Below are 14,963 nucleotides of genomic sequence, written 5' to 3' on the forward strand. Positions count from 1 at the left end.
ATTAATGATGTGCCCATTCGATGCTGTTCAGATCCACACCCTGCTTGTACATTTCCCACAGTGGAGAAAGGTCACGCAGACGGCCAATGGATTTACGAACCAGATCAATGGTGTAGTCGATCTCTTCTTCAGTGGTAAAACGACCTAAAGAGAAACGGATAGAGCTATGCGCCAGTTCGTCATTCATGCCCAACGCACGCAGCACGTAGGACGGTTCCAGACTGGCGGAGGTGCAGGCGGAACCGGAAGAGACCGCCAGGTCTTTCAGCGCCATGATCAGCGACTCGCCTTCAACGTAGTTAAAGCTCACGTTGAGAATGTTTGGCGCGCCCTGCTCAAGGTCGCCGTTCAGGTAAACTTCTTCAATATCTTTGATGCCGTTCCACAGACGGTTACGCAGACCGCGCAGACGGGCCATTTCGGTCTCCATCTCTTCTTTCGCGATACGGTAAGCTTCGCCCATGCCGACAATCTGGTGGACAGGCAGAGTACCAGAGCGCATACCGCGTTCGTGCCCGCCGCCATGCATCTGCGCTTCAATGCGAATACGCGGCTTACGACGCACATACAGCGCGCCAATGCCTTTCGGACCATAAATTTTATGACCGGAGAAGGACATCAGATCCACTTTCAGTTGGCTCAGATCGATAGGCAGTTTGCCCACGCTCTGGGTGGCATCAACGTGGTAGATGATACCGCGCGCGCGGCACATTTCGCCGATGGTCGCGATATCCTGCACCACGCCGATTTCGTTGTTCACGTGCATGATGGAAACCAGAATGGTGTCGTCACGCATCGCTGCTTCGAGCTCGTTGAGATCGATGATGCCGTTGCGCTGCGGCGCCAGGTAGGTCACTTCAAACCCTTCGCGCTCAAGCTGACGGCAGGTGTCCAGCACCGCTTTGTGCTCGGTCTTGCTGGTGATGATGTGCTTGCCTTTTTTCTGATAAAAGTTGGCAGCGCCTTTAATCGCCAGGTTATCAGACTCCGTCGCCCCTGAGGTAAAGACGATTTCACGCGGGTCGGCGCCGACCAGTTCAGCAATCTGGTTGCGGGCGATATCGACGGCTTCTTCAGCCTGCCAGCCGAAACGGTGTGAACGAGACGCCGGGTTCCCAAAGGTTCCGTCCAGGGTCAGAAACTGCATCATTTTCTCGGCAACACGCGGGTCCACCGGCGTGGTTGCGGAGTAGTCGAGATAAATCGGTAATTTCATTGCTCTTAAACTCCGTACATCACTCAATGCAAGGAATCAGGCAACCGGCTGGATGTACGACCGTGTTGACGGGACGTCCGCGTCCCGGCCTGATTCTGAATTCTTTTTTACGCTTCATCCTTCAGACGACCGCGGCGTTCACCGCATGAGGCCGCCAGAAGAGATGGCGTAATATTTTAATTAAGCGCGTAATTTAACGTCGATAGCGTCCTGCGCACGACCGCTGGCGCGCGGCGCGTCATGCGTGTGCTGGCGACCAGACACATCCAGAACTTCCTGGTTATTCACCAGCTCGCCTAAGGTAATATTGTTGAGAAAACCGGTCAGGCGATCGCTTAAATCACGCCACAGCGCATGGGTCAGGCATTTATCGCCGCCCTGGCAGCCGCCTTTGCCCTGGCAACGGGTCGCGTCAACGGATTCATCAACCGCGCTGATCACTTCGCCGACCGCGATACTGCCAGCATCTTTACCCAGCAGATAACCGCCGCCCGGCCCGCGTACGCTGGAAACCAGACCGTTTTTACGTAAACGGGAAAATAGCTGTTCCAGATAAGAAAGGGAAATCCCCTGACGTTCAGAAATATCAGCCAACGGTACCGGGCCCGCTTCGGAGTTGAGCGCAACGTCTAACATTGCGGTCACGGCATAACGCCCTTTAGATGTCAGTCTCATGTCTTACTTAACCTCAAACTCGCCCCTGCCCGGGGTTTTTTATTGTAAAATGGGGGTATTGCATAGCAGGGACAAGTCTGACATTCCCGAGTAATTTGGTCAACTATTTACTTGAGTAAATTAGTCAGGTATTTAGCGTTCCGTGCGATATTGACGCGGTTACTTGCCTTTATTCTGCTGCTCAATAGACGCCAGAATCCCACGCAGAATATTCAACTCCTGGCTTTCCGGGCGGGCGCGGGTAAACAGACGGCGCAATTTATTCATCACCTGCCCCGGATGGTTTTCGCGAATAAAGCCAGTGGAGAGCAACGTTTGCTCCAGATGGCCGTAGAAGCGTTCAAGATCGTCCACCAGCGGATACGGCGTCTCTTCATGATCTGCCGCGTCGCCGTTTTCCTGCGTCGCCAGCCAGGCCATGCGGACTTCATACGCGATGACCTGTACCGCCATCGCCAGATTCAACGAGCTGTACTCCGGGTTAGCGGCAATAGCGACGTGATAATGGCATTTTTGCAACTCATCGTTAGTCAGCCCGACACGCTCACGACCAAAAACCAGCGCAACCGGCGTATTTGCCGCTTCCGCCACGCTTTTTAAGCCGCACTCGCGCGGATCAAGCATCGGCCACGGCAAAGTGCGGGAACGGGCGCTGGTGCCGACCACCAGGCTACAGCCAGCCAACGCTTCATCCAGCGTATCGACGATCTGCGCATTACCGATCACATCGCTGGCGCCTGCCGCCAGGGCGATGGCCTGGGAGTCCGGTTTCACCAACGGGTTTACCAGCCACAGGTTAGTTAAGCCCATGGTTTTCATAGCGCGAGCCACAGAGCCCATATTGCCGGTGTGGGAGGTTTCCACCAGCACAATTCGAATGTTTTGCAGCATTGTCTTTCTTCAGCTAAAGATTATTCTGACATCTTACCATAAAACCAAGACAGATTCCGATCTCGCTGCTATACTCTGCGCCGTTTTCCCGTTCTTTAACATCCAGTGAGAGAGACCGATGCATCCGATGCTGACCATCGCCGTGCGCGCAGCGCGCAAGGCGGGTAATGTAATTGCCAAAAACTATGAAACTCCGGACGCTGTAGAAGCGAGCCAAAAAGGCAGTAACGATTTTGTGACCAATGTAGATAAGGCCGCTGAAGCGGTGATTATCGACACCATTCGCAAATCTTACCCGCAACACACTATTATCACCGAAGAAAGCGGTGAGCACGTTGGCACAGATCAGGATGTTCAATGGGTTATCGATCCGCTGGATGGCACCACCAACTTCATCAAACGTCTGCCACACTTCGCTGTTTCCATTGCTGTACGCATTAAAGGCCGTACTGAAGTGGCTGTCGTGTACGATCCGATGCGTAACGAACTGTTCACCGCCACCCGCGGTCAGGGCGCGCAACTGAACGGCTACCGTCTGCGCGGCAGTACCGCTCGCGATCTGGACGGCACTATCCTCGCTACTGGCTTCCCGTTCAAAGCCAAACAATACGCGACCACCTACATTAATATTATCGGCAAGCTGTTCACCGAATGCGCCGATTTCCGCCGCACCGGTTCCGCCGCGCTGGATCTGGCCTATGTGGCTGCAGGTCGTGTCGATGGTTTCTTTGAAATTGGCCTTCGTCCGTGGGATTTCGCCGCGGGCGAACTGCTGGTTCGTGAAGCGGGCGGTATCGTCAGCGATTTCACCGGCGGTCATAACTACATGATGACCGGTAATATCGTGGCGGGGAATCCGCGCGTCGTTAAAGCCATGCTGGCGAATATGCGCGACGAACTGAGCGATGCGCTGAAGCGCTAAGTCTCTTCGGCGGATGGGGCCACTCATCCGCCGTGCCTTTTCAGGCGTTTTTCCTAAACACAGCCTCATCGCTTTACTTGCCTGCATGTTTTTGTACGATCGCTCCCTGCTCCGCTATTGGCATAAAGCGGCAAGGAAGCGAACATGACCCTTCAACATACCCGACGCATCGTCAAATCCCTTTTTATTCTGTTTATCATTGTGGTCTGTATTTATCTGCTACCCCGCGTAGCGATCAATGCCTTTTATTACCCGGACAATAAAGTCTATGGGCCAACCCCTGCCGAAGCTGAATCCATTACCTTTACCGCCAAAGATGGCACGCATCTGCACGGCTGGTTTATTCCCACTGCTTTCGGCAGGCCGGAAAACGCCGTCGCGACGGTGATTCATGTCCATGGCAACGCCGGAAATATGTCGGCGCACTGGCCGTTAGTCAGTTGGCTGCCAGAACGCAACGTAAACCTGTTTATGTTTGATTACCGTGGTTTTGGCGAATCTGAGGGCACCCCATCACAAGAGGGGCTACTGGACGATACGAAAAGCGCGATAGATTATGTGCGGCATCGCGCCGACGTTAACCCCGAGCGCCTGGTACTGCTGGGGCAGAGCCTGGGCGGCAATAATGTACTGGCCGCCGTAGGCCACTGCGTAGGCTGCGCAAATATGCGCTACGCCGACCAGGCGGGCATACGTGCGATTATCCTTGACTCAACGTTTTTATCCTATTCCTCCATCGCCAACCAGATGATCCCGGGCAGCGGCTATTTGCTTGATGACCGCTATAGCGCGGATCGCAATATTGCCAGCGTCAGCCCCATTCCGGTATTGATTCTTCATGGCACGGCAGACCATGTTATTCCCTGGCAGGACAGTGAGAAATTGTATGCCCTCGCCCGGGAGCCCAAACAAAAAATCTTCATTCCTGACGGCGATCACATTGATGCTTTTTCCGGACGTTATGCAAACCTTTACCGTGATGCAATGATTAAATTTATTCAGACCGCGCTATCCGCTAAATAGCGCGACGCTGTATATATGCATATTTTATGATTAAGAATATATTTATTATACCGATAGTAAAAACCATTTTTTCCCGTTAGCGAAGGCGGTGGATTAGCGCTAGCGTAACAGTAATATTCAACTGATTTTTATAACAATTTATTTTCATTTGTTTTTCCTGAATATTACTGTGGAGTATGTGATGGCTATCAAAATTACGCCTGACGAGTTTAGTTTGCTTATCCAGCGATTAAACAAAAAATGGCGCGTGTTTGCCCCGTCCGCAGAGTTTCGCGGCGGACGTTTTTCCGACACTGACAACATTATTTATCAACGGATTAGCGGCTGGCGCGATCTCATCTGGCACGAGAAATCGCACATGTCGCCGAATACCATTATCGCCCCTATCACCGAAACGCTCTTTTATTTCGATAAAGACACCATTCAAATTGCCGAGACAGACACTTCCCCGATAATCATCTTTGCCCGCGCCTGCGACATTAACGCCATGTCGCGGCTGGATTATATGTATTTATCAAATGGGAATAATTCCGATTACAGTTATCAACTGCTACGGGAGCATATTCGTTTCGTCCTTATTGAGTGTGAAGAAAGCTTCGAAAATTGTTTCTGCGTCTCAATGGGTACCAATAAAACTGACTGTTATAGCGCCGCCATGCGTTTTAGCGATGAGGGCGCGCTTGTCAGCATCCGCGATCCCTTTATCGAGGCGGCGATACAAGGGCTGGGGCAGGAGGCTGACTATACCCCCTCTTTCGTCAGCGAAAACCGGGAAACCGTCGTCACGCCGGACAGCGTTTGCCACGATCCGCAAAAAATTCGCGACATTCTCACCCACCATCCGCTATGGGACGCCTACGACAGCCGCTGCATCAGTTGTGGCCGCTGCACTACCGGGTGCCCAACCTGTACCTGCTATAGCGTCTTTGACGTCGCCTATGATGAAAATCCGCAGCGCGGCGAACGCCGTCGCCAGTGGGCAAGCTGCATGGTGCCGGGCTTTAGCGACATGGCCGGCGGTCATGGTTTTCGCGAAAAACCCGGCGAGCGTCTGCGCTACCGCGCCCTGCATAAGGTCAATGACTACAAAGCGCGCAACGGCATTGAACATATGTGCGTCGGCTGCGGCCGCTGCGACGATCGCTGCCCGCAATACATCAAATTTTCTTTGATTATCAACAAAATGACCGCTGCCGTTCGGCAGGCGCTGGCAGAGGAGGCATAACGCATGTCACATTGTTCCTGTCATGATAAACCGCAGCACAGTTTGCTGCCTGCGGCGTACCGCATCCTCAGTATTACTCGCCACACGCCGCTGGAGTGGAATTTCCGCGTGGCCGTCGATTTTCCCGCGCACTGGGGGCAATTTGTTGAGGTGTCGCTGCCGCGCGTCGGCGAAGCGCCCATCTCCGTTTCCGACTACGGCGACGGCTGGATAGATCTGCTGATTCGTAATGTCGGAAAAGTGACCAGCGCCCTCTTTACGCTGAAAGAAGGCGACAACGTGTGGCTACGCGGCTGCTATGGCAATGGCTATCCGGTCGATACGCTGCGCCATAAGCCCTTACTGGTTGTCGCAGGCGGTACGGGCGTCGCGCCGGTGAAAGGCTTAATGCGCTATTTCGTTGAGAATCCCCAGGAAATTGGTCAACTGGATATGATTCTCGGCTATAAAAATCGCGATTGCGTGCTGTACAAAGAAGAAATGGCGACGTGGCGCGGCAAACATAATCTGGTACTCACGCTGGATGAAGGCGAGGCTGATGACCGTTACCAGATTGGCCGGGTGACCGATCGGCTTGCCGACATGACGCTTAGCGATATCGACACTATGCAGGCCATCGTCGTTGGGCCGCCAATAATGATTACCTTTACCGTAAAAATGCTGCTGCAAAAAGGGCTCAAGCCGGAGCAAATCTGGGTGGACTACGAACGCCGGATGGCCTGCTCCGTCGGGAAGTGCGGCCACTGCCGTATGGGCGAAGTGTATGTCTGCACCGACGGTCCGATATTTAACTACGCCGTCGCGCAACGTTTTGCCGATTAAGGAGAACATCATGAGCATTGATATTGATATCATTAAAGCCCGTGCGAAAAACGAATATCGCCTGTCAAAAGTGCGCGGCGAAGCCATGATCAGCGTCCGCATTCCCGGCGGTATTTTGCCCGCGCATTTGCTAACGGTGGCGCGTGACATCGCCGAAACCTGGGGCAACGGACAAATTCACCTCACTACCCGCCAGAAGCTGGCGATGCCGGGTATCCGTTACGAAGATATCGACAACGTGAACGCTGCGCTGGAGCCGTTTCTTCGCGAGATTGAAATAGAACTGTGCGACGTCCAGGTTGAGGATACCAAAGCGGGCTATCTCGCTATTGGCGGGCGAAATATTGTCGCCTGTCAGGGGAACCGCATTTGCCAGAAAGCCAACACTGACACGACCGGTCTGTCCCGTCGTCTTGAAAAACTGGTCTATCCCAGCCCTTATCATCTCAAAACGGTCATCGTCGGCTGCCCGAATGATTGCGCGAAGGCGTCAATGGCCGATCTGGGGATTATTGGCGTGGCGAAAATGCGCTTCACTGCCGATCGCTGTATCGGTTGCGGCGCCTGCGTGAAGGCCTGTAGTCACCACGCGGTAGGCTGCCTGGCGCTGAAGAACGGCAAAGCGGTCAAAGAAGAGTCCGCCTGTATCGGCTGCGGCGAGTGCGTGCTGGCCTGTCCGACGCTGGCCTGGCAACGTAAGCCGGATCAGCTCTGGCAAGTCCGTCTGGGCGGACGCACCAGTAAAAAGACGCCGCGCGTCGGCAAGCTCTTCCTCAACTGGGTGACTGAAGATGTGATAAAGCAGGTGATCGTTAACCTGTATGAATTTGAAAAAGAGATGCTCGGCGGAAAACCGATCTATCTACATATGGGCCATCTGATCGACAAAGGCGGCTACCTGCGTTTTAAAGAACGGGTACTGCGCGGCGTTCAGCTCAATCCGGAAGCGATGGTCGCCGAACGCATTTACTGGGCCGAAGACGAATCCGTCGCGCGGATGCATCTCAAACCCGCCGGGCACTAATCAACCACGCCATGGCCGCAGCCCGCCCACAGGCTGCGGCACGCTAAACCACATGACCAGCGCCGCGACAAGCAGTATGCCCCCTCCAGCCAGCGCCAGCGTTGACCAGCCTACCTGCCGCCATAACGCCGGCGCTTTGTTTCCACTGAGTTTCACCGCCAGAGCACGAAAAGTGTGTACCAGCAACGCCAGCGAGGTAATCGTTAGCGAGGTTCCCGCCGCCATCGCCAGTACCGACGCCATTCCCCAGCTAAAAACGCCAATCACTTTACTGAATAACAGCACCATTATCGCGCCGGAACAGGGCCGCATCCCCATAGACAGTACGATCATGAATCGCGCGCGCCAGTCATCGCCGCTATGCAATTGTTCCTGCGTCGGTAGATGCTGATGTCCGCAGCCGCATTTTTCATGGTGAACATGGCGCGGCGTAAAAGCGATAAAGACAGGTTTACGTAGCAGCGCGCGTAACCTTTTTATGGCCCGCCAGCACAGCAAAATGCCCAGCCCGCCAACTAACGCATAGCTCCCCTTTTCCAGCCAGAAGCCGCTCAGATGGAGCTGCCTGGCCGGAAGTTGCAATACGGTCAGCACGCCCACCACCAACCCGATAGCCACGAGCCCCTGTAATAACGCGGCGGCGAGGGTTAACACGATACTCGATTTCAACTTCGAAGGATGCGTCGCCAGCCATGTCGCGATCACCACTTTGCCGTGTCCCGGCCCCAGCGCATGAAGCACGCCATACATAAAACTCAGCAGAAGCAACGATCCGCCCGCCCGCTCAGGATGCGTCGCCACCGCGTTAAGCAGCGCGCTCAACTGCTGATTCACGTCCCGCTGCCAAAGAGCGCTTTTCAACATCACCTGCGGCCAGGCCTGCCACATCCACAGACCGCCAACCAGCATCAGCAGCAGGAATAACGCCAATGGCCACAGCGAGAGCCAGCGCCGCCCCGGAGTGCGTTGAGAAAAAATTACTGACATTGCAAGGTCACCGTTTGGGCAAACTGTTTACCTAAATCCATATCCTCCGGCGGCGCGTCCTCTTTATCCAGCGACTGGGCGAAACGTAGCGTCTCTTCGCCGGGCGCAGGAGTATAAACCTGAATCCGACACTTTTCGCGCAGCGGTTCCGGCATCGTGATATCGCTGTCCTGGTCATAATGCATATCGACATAATAAGAGGGATCAAACGTTGAAAAGGTATAAGTCTGTCCGCTTAACGGCTGCGGTTCAGCCAGCGGTAGCGTAAAGGTCAATACCGCCTGATGCGCGTCACGCGTCATACCGTATTCTGTCGGCCTGTTTTTAAACTTCACTTTCGCGCCATTGCGCCACACTTCTGTAAAGTAGTGCTGCCCAAGTACGTTAGCCATCACTTCCGCCGCCAACTTTTTCCATATTTCTGACCCCGGTGCCGCGTTTCCGGCGTCATACAGCAGATCTGCGGACGTCAGCGCGTCCATTGTCCAGCGCATTTTTAACGCCACAAATTGCTCATTTTCACTGACCACCTGCGTTTGCAGACGGATGAAGCTGTGCGGATGCGCCGCCGCCACGAAAGATAAAACGGCAAGAAATAGTGTTAAGGCGCTGCGTTTCACTGGCTTCATCTGTTCCTCGCGATAAAAATTCTGTGACACTCCTCAGCATTCCTGGCCTAAAAGCACGCTTATCACATTTTTCACACGCAAACTTTAGCTATCCTTACCAGACAAACTAACGGGAGACCTGACAGATGATGCCGACAATTGCCCCACCATCTGTACTTTCCGCTCCCCAGCGCCGCTGTCAGGTATTGCTGACGCTTTTCCAGCCGGAGCCAATTGCCACGGTGGAAATCTTCAGCGCGCTTAATGGCGTTGATGATGATACTGCCCGTGAGGATATCACTGAGACAAGCCTGGAGATCCAGCGCTATCATCGCCTTGCCATCACAACATGCCAGAACGGTTGCTATCGGATCGAAGGTACAGCACTCGATCAGCGCCTTTGCCTTTTACACTGGCTCAGGCGCGGCCTGCGTTTATGCCCGACCTTCGTCACGCAACAGTTTACCCCGGCCTTAAAAAACGCGCTAAAGCAGCGCGGTATCGCGCGTCCGCTGTATGACGATATTAATCTGCACGCGCTCATCAATCTGTGCGCCCGCCGGTTGCAAAAACCATTTGAACATCGCGACGTGCAGTTCCTGCGTCTCTTTTTACAGTATTGTCTGCTACAACACCATGCCGGCATCACCCCGGAATTCAACCCTGTGCAGCAGATTTGGGCGCAGTCGTGCGCGGAATATCCACTCGCCCAGGAAATTGGTCGTCACTGGCAGCGCCACGTGATGCAGGCCGCACCGCTCAATGAAGCGCTGTTTATGGCGTTACTGTTTTCAATGATTCGCCTCCCCGACCCGATTCGCGACACGCATCAACGGGCGCAGCAACTGCGACTGGAGGTGGCGCGGCTGGTGCTGCGCTTTCGAGAAAAAGGGAACGTACGCTTCAGCGACGAACAAGGGCTTAACGATCAGCTGTATGTCCATCTCGCCCAGGCGCTGAACCGAAGTTTATTCACGATTGGCATCGATAATACGCTTCCGGAAGAGTTTAACCGTCTTTATCCGCGTCTGGTTCGCACCACACGTGAGGCGCTCGCCGGATTTGAAGCCGAATATGGTATCCACTTTTCCGAGGAAGAGACGGGGCTGGTGGCAGTGATTTTCGGCGCCTGGCTAATGCAGGATAACGATTTGCATGAGAGACAGATCGTATTGTTAGCGGATAAAAATGATGCGCTGGAGACGCATATTGAGCAGCAACTGCGTGAACTGACCCTGTTGCCGCTGAATATCAGACGGATATCGCTCCAGGCGTTTCAAAAAGAGGGATGCCCGCGCGGCGTAGCGCTGATTGTTACCCCTTACGCCACGCCGCTACCGCTCTTCTCACCGCCGTTAATTCATGCGGATCGCGCCCTCACAGAGCACCAACAGCAGCAGATCCGCAAGATCCTGGAATCATGACGCGGCAACCACTTTGGGCCGAAGGAAGATAGCGGGCAATGCCACCAGCGCCATAATCCAGAATACGCCGCCGCCCAGATGTTGATACAGAAAACCGGCAAATACCGTCATAATCGCGATACTGCCGCCCATCGCCACAGCGGAATAGACGGCCTGCAAACGAATCACCTCGCTTCCCTGACGCGCAGCGATATAGCGCATGGCGGCCAGATGGCAAACGGTAAACGTGCCACAGTGCAGGATTTGTATCACAATCAGCCACGGCAACGCCGTACTCCAGCCCATCAGTCCCCAGCGTACCACGCCGCACACAGCGGAAAGCAACAGCAAGTCGCGGGCGCTAAACCGGCGGAATAGCTTTTTACTCAGGGCGAAAATGATCACTTCCGCCACCACGCCCAACGACCATAAATAGCCGACCGCCGATGCTGAATAGCCAGCCCCCTGCCAGTAGATGGCGCTAAAACCGTAGTAGGCGGCGTGCGCCCCTTGCAGCAAACAGACGCAGGCGAGAAAACGCCAACTTTGTGCCACCAGCGTACGCCAGGCGGGCCAGCCTGCGCTCTCCTGCTGACGGCTTTCCCCTTGCGGCGGCACGCTGGGACGTAACAACATACCCAGCAACATCGAGGCGACGCCGAGCGTCAGTAGCGCCAGAATCGCCTGGTAATCGTATAAACTCACCAGCTTACCGGTCAGCGCCGACCCTATCACGAAGGCGATGGACCCCCACAGCCGCACCCGACCATAGTCCAGGGTAATTTGCTTTTGCCAGGTATTGGCCAGCGCATCGGTCAGCGGCACCAGTGGCGAAAAGAAGAGGTTAAACCCAACCATCACCACCATTAGCCACGCGACATGCGTTCCTGCCCAAAATGCCAGCGCAAATACCAGCGTCAGCAATGCCAGGACGCGCAGCGCGGAGATCAACCGCGAAGGATCGCTTACGCGAGGCGCAATGAGCAGACTACCGAGAAAACGCGCGACCAGACCCACGCCCAGCAGAAGACCGATGGTTTCCGGCGTTAGCCCAAGACCTTTGAGCCAGACGCTCCAGAAGGGCAGAAAAATACCGTAACTAAAGAAGTAGGTGAAATAACTGAGCGCCAGCCAGCGCGTGGAATGCAATGCCATGATTCCCTCCCGTTTGGAGGCGATAGTCTGGCGGTAAACGGTTGCGCTGGCAAGGGTAACATAAGGTTAACAGGCGGAGGGAGAAGTTCAAACGGCAACGCCGCCGGATAATGACTTCCGGCGGCGTCACGTTATGGCGCATAAGTAATGCCCGACAGACGCAGCGCCATCGGGCCATTTTCACAACACAAGCGCTTATGCGTAAACCGGGAAGCGTGCGCAGATATCCAGCACTTTCGCTTTCACGCGTTCAATGGTGGCTTCATCATTGATGTTGTCCAGCACGTCACACATCCAGCCAGCCAGCTCTTTCACTTCCGCTTCTTTGAAGCCGCGACGAGTAACCGCCGGAGAACCAATACGGATACCGGAGGTCACGAACGGGCTCTTAGGATCGTTCGGCACGCTGTTTTTGTTCACGGTGATGTTAGCACGGCCCAGCGCGGCGTCAGCTTCTTTACCGGTCAGGTTTTTATCCACCAGGTCCAGCAGGAACAGGTGGTTCTCAGTGCCGCCAGACACCACTTTGTAGCCGCGGTTCAGGAACACTTCCACCATCGCTTTGGCGTTTTTCGCCACCTGCTGCTGGTAAACTTTGAACTCCGGCTCCATCGCTTCTTTCAGCGCTACCGCTTTACCGGCGATCACGTGCATCAGCGGGCCGCCCTGCGCGCTTGGGAAGACGGCGGAGTTCAGTTTTTTATACAGCTCTTCATCGCCGCCCTTCGCCAGGATCAGGCCGCCGCGCGGACCCGCCAGGGTTTTGTGGGTGGTGGTGGTGACAACGTGAGCGTGCGGAACCGGGTTCGGGTAAACGCCTGCGGCAATCAGGCCCGCCACGTGCGCCATGTCGACAAACAGGTATGCGCCGATGCTGTCAGCGATTTCACGCATTTTTGCCCAGTCAACCACGCCGGAGTAGGCAGAGAAGCCACCGATAATCATCTTCGGCTTGTGCTCTTTGGCCAGCTTCGCCATCTCGTCATAGTCAATTTTACCGGACTCATCGATACCGTAAGGTACGATGTTGTACAGTTTACCGGAGAAGTTAACCGGGGAGCCGTGAGTCAGGTGGCCGCCCTGCGCCAGGTTCATACCCAGAACGGTATCGCCCGGCTGCAGCAGCGCGGTGTAAACAGCGAAGTTAGCCTGAGAACCGGAGTGCGGCTGCACGTTAGCGTAGTCGGCGCCGAACAGTTCTTTCGCGCGGTCGATAGCCAGTTGCTCTACGACATCAACGTATTCGCAACCGCCGTAGTAGCGCTTGCCCGGATAACCTTCAGCGTATTTGTTGGTCAGCTGAGACCCCTGCGCCTGCATCACGCGCGGGCTGGTGTAGTTTTCGGAGGCGATCAGTTCGATGTGCTCTTCCTGACGTACTTTTTCCTGCTCCATAGCCTGCCACAATTCGGCATCATAATCGGCAATGTTCATTTCACGCTTTAACATCCGCATCTCCTGACTCAGCTAACAATAAAATTTGTGCCTGAAAAGGCAGTCCGTGGGACTTCGGCCAACAGTATAACCGAATCATTCTTCGATAACAGGTCTTGACAAAGGTTTTTACGCAAACGATTACCTATGCGTCAGATAAGGGTTTCCTGAACGAGAGTCTGACGAATTTCAACGGATTTCTTTTCAGCTTTGTGATGCAGATTTTTCACGTTGTTACCTCCATAACGTAAAGCAGAGAAGATCCATTTACAATGCAAGGGTATTTTTATAAGATGCATTTGATATACATCATTAGATTTTCACATAAAGGAAGCACGTATGCTTGACGCACAAACCATCGCTACAGTAAAGGCCACCATTCCCCTGCTGGTTGAAACAGGACCGAAACTGACCGCCCACTTCTACGACCGTATGTTTACGCATAACCCGGAGCTCAAAGAAATCTTCAATATGAGCAACCAGCGTAACGGCGATCAGCGTGAAGCCCTGTTTAATGCTATCGCGGCCTACGCCAGCAATATCGAAAATTTACCGGCGTTGCTGCCGGCGGTAGAAAAAATCGCGCAGAAGCACACCAGCTTCCAGATTAAGCCGGAGCAGTACAACATCGTCGGGACACATCTGCTGGCGACGCTGGACGAAATGTTCAACCCGGGCCAGGAAGTGCTGGACGCGTGGGGCAAAGCCTATGGCGTACTGGCTAACGTCTTTATTCATCGGGAAGCCGAGATTTATCACGAGAACGCCAGCAAAGACGGCGGCTGGGAAGGCACGCGCCCCTTCCGCATCGTTGCGAAAACCCCGCGTAGCGCACTGATCACCAGCTTTGAGTTTGAACCAGTCGACGGCGGTACGGTGGCGGAATACCGTCCCGGGCAGTATCTGGGCGTCTGGCTGAAGCCGGAAGGTTTTGCGCATCAGGAGATCCGCCAATATTCACTGACCCGTAAACCCGATGGCAAAGGGTACCGTATTGCCGTGAAGCGTGAAGACGGCGGCCAGGTATCAAACTGGTTACACCATCACGCCAGCGTAGGCGATGGGGTGCATCTGGCTGCGCCGGCAGGTGACTTCTTTATGAATGTCGCCGCTGATACCCCCGTTTCGCTGATTTCCGCTGGCGTCGGCCAGACGCCGATGTTAGCGATGCTCGATACGCTGGCGAAAGAACAGCATACCGCGCAGGTGAACTGGTTCCACGCGGCGGAGAACGGCGACGTCCATGCGTTTGCCGACGAAGTGAGCGAGCTGGGCCGTACACTGCCGCGTTTCACTGCCCATACCTGGTACCGCGAGCCGACTGAGTCCGATCGCGCCCAACGCCTCTTCGACAGCGAAGGGCTGATGGATTTAAGCAAACTGGAAGCCGCGATCAGCGATCCAGCAATGCAGTTCTATCTTTGCGGCCCGGTAGGCTTTATGCAGTTTGCCGCAAAACAACTGGTTTCACTTGGCGTGAATAACGAAAACATTCATTACGAATGCTTCGGCCCGCATAAAGTGCTGTAATTGCAACAAATCCTCTGAAAAAACGGGCGTTATCGTTAAGGCGAACGC

General features: G+C 54.5%; 14 protein-coding genes and 18 other annotated features. Of the genes, 7 read left to right on the top strand and 7 right to left on the bottom strand.

Going from position 1 to position 14,963, the window contains the following annotated elements:
• Position 1 precedes the first annotated feature (1 nt).
• The 3 genes from nifS to STM2545 all read right to left on the bottom strand — a co-directional run bounded on the left by nifS (position 2) and on the right by STM2545 (position 2,795).
• Positions 2-1,232 (bottom strand): putative aminotransferase class-V gene (gene nifS, locus STM2543; protein ID NP_461478.1). Within the gene, positions 2-1,216 belong to an annotated coding region; the region does not span the whole gene.
• Positions 1,227-1,232 (bottom strand) — a ribosome-binding site (putative RBS for nifS; RegulonDB:STMS1H002645). (Overlaps the previous gene by 6 nt.)
• Positions 1,233-1,396: 164 nt before the next feature.
• Positions 1,397-1,906 (bottom strand): hypothetical protein gene (gene yfhP / locus STM2544; RefSeq protein NP_461479.1). Within the gene, positions 1,397-1,891 belong to an annotated coding region; the region does not span the whole gene.
• Positions 1,901-1,906 (bottom strand) — a ribosome-binding site (putative RBS for yfhP; RegulonDB:STMS1H002646). Its footprint overlaps the gene before it by 6 nt.
• 144 nt (positions 1,907-2,050) lie before the next feature.
• Positions 2,051-2,795, bottom strand: a protein-coding gene (locus STM2545; RefSeq protein ID NP_461480.1) for a putative rRNA methylase. Within the gene, positions 2,051-2,782 belong to an annotated coding region; the region does not span the whole gene.
• Positions 2,790-2,795 (bottom strand) — a ribosome-binding site (putative RBS for STM2545; RegulonDB:STMS1H002647). It overlaps the preceding gene by 6 nt.
• 96 nt (positions 2,796-2,891) lie before the next feature.
• Positions 2,892-2,897: a ribosome-binding site (putative RBS for suhB; RegulonDB:STMS1H002649), on the top strand.
• On the opposite strand from STM2545, the gene suhB reads away from it, so the two are divergent.
• The 5 genes from suhB (at position 2,892) to asrC (ending at position 7,798) form a co-directional block, all read left to right on the top strand.
• The gene (gene suhB, locus STM2546) for an inositol monophosphatase (protein ID NP_461481.1) occupies positions 2,892-3,704 on the top strand. Within the gene, positions 2,901-3,704 belong to an annotated coding region; the region does not span the whole gene. Its footprint overlaps the feature before it by 6 nt.
• Before the next feature lie 132 nt (positions 3,705-3,836).
• Positions 3,837-3,842: a ribosome-binding site (putative RBS for STM2547; RegulonDB:STMS1H002650), on the top strand.
• The gene (locus tag STM2547) for a putative hydrolase (protein NP_461482.1) occupies positions 3,837-4,727 on the top strand. Within the gene, positions 3,849-4,727 belong to an annotated coding region; the region does not span the whole gene. (Overlaps the previous feature by 6 nt.)
• Positions 4,728-4,901: 174 nt before the next feature.
• Positions 4,902-4,907 (top strand) — a ribosome-binding site (putative RBS for asrA; RegulonDB:STMS1H002651).
• The gene (asrA, locus tag STM2548; RefSeq protein ID NP_461483.1) for an anaerobic sulfide reductase occupies positions 4,902-5,952 on the top strand. Within the gene, positions 4,909-5,952 belong to an annotated coding region; the region does not span the whole gene. (Overlaps the previous feature by 6 nt.)
• Positions 5,948-5,953, top strand: a ribosome-binding site (putative RBS for asrB; RegulonDB:STMS1H002652). (Overlaps the previous gene by 5 nt.)
• Positions 5,948-6,774 (top strand): anaerobic sulfide reductase gene (gene asrB / locus STM2549; RefSeq protein NP_461484.1). Within the gene, positions 5,956-6,774 belong to an annotated coding region; the region does not span the whole gene. Its footprint overlaps the feature before it by 6 nt. Before asrA ends, asrB begins: the two co-directional genes overlap by 5 nt.
• 3 nt (positions 6,775-6,777) lie before the next feature.
• Positions 6,778-6,783 (top strand) — a ribosome-binding site (putative RBS for asrC; RegulonDB:STMS1H002653).
• Positions 6,778-7,798, top strand: a protein-coding gene (gene asrC, locus STM2550) for an anaerobic sulfide reductase (RefSeq protein ID NP_461485.1). Within the gene, positions 6,785-7,798 belong to an annotated coding region; the region does not span the whole gene. (Overlaps the previous feature by 6 nt.)
• Here the strand turns inward: asrC and STM2551 are convergent.
• Positions 7,799-8,790 (bottom strand): putative inner membrane protein gene (locus STM2551; RefSeq protein NP_461486.1). Within the gene, positions 7,799-8,785 belong to an annotated coding region; the region does not span the whole gene.
• Positions 8,776-9,421 (bottom strand): putative periplasmic or exported protein gene (locus tag STM2552; protein ID NP_461487.1). Within the gene, positions 8,776-9,414 belong to an annotated coding region; the region does not span the whole gene. Before STM2552 ends, STM2551 begins: the two co-directional genes overlap by 15 nt.
• Positions 8,785-8,790, bottom strand: a ribosome-binding site (putative RBS for STM2551; RegulonDB:STMS1H002654). It overlaps the preceding gene by 6 nt.
• Positions 9,416-9,421, bottom strand: a ribosome-binding site (putative RBS for STM2552; RegulonDB:STMS1H002655). It lies within the gene STM2552.
• A 102-nt stretch (positions 9,422-9,523) precedes the next feature.
• Positions 9,524-9,529 (top strand) — a ribosome-binding site (putative RBS for csiE; RegulonDB:STMS1H002656).
• Between STM2552 and csiE the strand changes: the two genes are divergently transcribed.
• The gene (gene csiE, locus STM2553; protein ID NP_461488.1) for a stationary phase inducible protein occupies positions 9,524-10,817 on the top strand. Within the gene, positions 9,540-10,817 belong to an annotated coding region; the region does not span the whole gene. Its footprint overlaps the feature before it by 6 nt.
• Here the strand turns inward: csiE and hcaT are convergent.
• Together hcaT and glyA are read right to left on the bottom strand one after the other, a co-directional pair.
• The gene (gene hcaT, locus STM2554) for a putative MFS family transport protein (RefSeq protein NP_461489.1) occupies positions 10,812-11,960 on the bottom strand. Within the gene, positions 10,812-11,951 belong to an annotated coding region; the region does not span the whole gene. The two genes, csiE and hcaT, sit on opposite strands and share 6 nt — an antisense overlap.
• Positions 11,955-11,960: a ribosome-binding site (putative RBS for hcaT; RegulonDB:STMS1H002657), on the bottom strand. (Overlaps the previous gene by 6 nt.)
• Positions 11,961-12,146: 186 nt before the next feature.
• Positions 12,147-13,595 (bottom strand): serine hydroxymethyltransferase gene (gene glyA / locus STM2555; RefSeq protein ID NP_461490.1). Within the gene, positions 12,147-13,400 belong to an annotated coding region; the region does not span the whole gene.
• Positions 13,407-13,412: a ribosome-binding site (putative RBS for glyA; RegulonDB:STMS1H002658), on the bottom strand. (Overlaps the previous gene by 6 nt.)
• Positions 13,514-13,530, bottom strand: a protein binding site (putative binding site for PurR, RegulonDB: STMS1H000349).
• Positions 13,569-13,577: a -10 signal (putative -10_signal for glyA; RegulonDB:STMLTH004554), on the bottom strand.
• Positions 13,587-13,595 (bottom strand) — a -35 signal (putative -35_signal for glyA; RegulonDB:STMLTH004554).
• A gap of 8 nt (positions 13,596-13,603) precedes the next feature.
• Positions 13,604-13,628: a protein binding site (putative binding site for MetR, RegulonDB: STMS1H000289), on the bottom strand.
• A gap of 84 nt (positions 13,629-13,712) precedes the next feature.
• Positions 13,713-13,718 (top strand) — a ribosome-binding site (putative RBS for hmpA; RegulonDB:STMS1H002659).
• On the opposite strand from glyA, the gene hmpA reads away from it, so the two are divergent.
• The gene (gene hmpA, locus STM2556) for a dihydropteridine reductase 2 (RefSeq protein ID NP_461491.1) occupies positions 13,713-14,915 on the top strand. Within the gene, positions 13,725-14,915 belong to an annotated coding region; the region does not span the whole gene. It overlaps the preceding feature by 6 nt.
• The last annotated feature ends 48 nt before the right edge of the window (positions 14,916-14,963 follow it).

This window comes from Salmonella enterica subsp. enterica serovar Typhimurium str. LT2 (assembly GCF_000006945.2).
In the GTDB taxonomy this organism is placed as follows: Bacteria; Pseudomonadota; Gammaproteobacteria; order Enterobacterales; family Enterobacteriaceae; genus Salmonella; species Salmonella enterica.

Bases quoted from the DNA above. Each gene is read 5' to 3' on its own strand.
- nifS (NP_461478.1), bottom strand. From the start codon at position 1,216: ATGAAATTACCGATTTATCTCGACTACTCCGCAACCACGCCGGTGGAC.
- yfhP (NP_461479.1), bottom strand. From the start codon at position 1,891: ATGAGACTGACATCTAAAGGGCGTTATGCCGTGACCGCAATGTTAGAC.
- STM2545 (NP_461480.1), bottom strand. From the start codon at position 2,782: ATGCTGCAAAACATTCGAATTGTGCTGGTGGAAACCTCCCACACCGGC.
- suhB (NP_461481.1), top strand. From the start codon at position 2,901: ATGCATCCGATGCTGACCATCGCCGTGCGCGCAGCGCGCAAGGCGGGT.
- STM2547 (NP_461482.1), top strand. From the start codon at position 3,849: ATGACCCTTCAACATACCCGACGCATCGTCAAATCCCTTTTTATTCTG.
- asrA (NP_461483.1), top strand. From the start codon at position 4,909: ATGGCTATCAAAATTACGCCTGACGAGTTTAGTTTGCTTATCCAGCGA.
- asrB (NP_461484.1), top strand. From the start codon at position 5,956: ATGTCACATTGTTCCTGTCATGATAAACCGCAGCACAGTTTGCTGCCT.
- asrC (NP_461485.1), top strand. From the start codon at position 6,785: ATGAGCATTGATATTGATATCATTAAAGCCCGTGCGAAAAACGAATAT.
- STM2551 (NP_461486.1), bottom strand. From the start codon at position 8,785: ATGTCAGTAATTTTTTCTCAACGCACTCCGGGGCGGCGCTGGCTCTCG.
- STM2552 (NP_461487.1), bottom strand. From the start codon at position 9,414: ATGAAGCCAGTGAAACGCAGCGCCTTAACACTATTTCTTGCCGTTTTA.
- csiE (NP_461488.1), top strand. From the start codon at position 9,540: ATGATGCCGACAATTGCCCCACCATCTGTACTTTCCGCTCCCCAGCGC.
- hcaT (NP_461489.1), bottom strand. From the start codon at position 11,951: ATGGCATTGCATTCCACGCGCTGGCTGGCGCTCAGTTATTTCACCTAC.
- glyA (NP_461490.1), bottom strand. From the start codon at position 13,400: ATGTTAAAGCGTGAAATGAACATTGCCGATTATGATGCCGAATTGTGG.
- hmpA (NP_461491.1), top strand. From the start codon at position 13,725: ATGCTTGACGCACAAACCATCGCTACAGTAAAGGCCACCATTCCCCTG.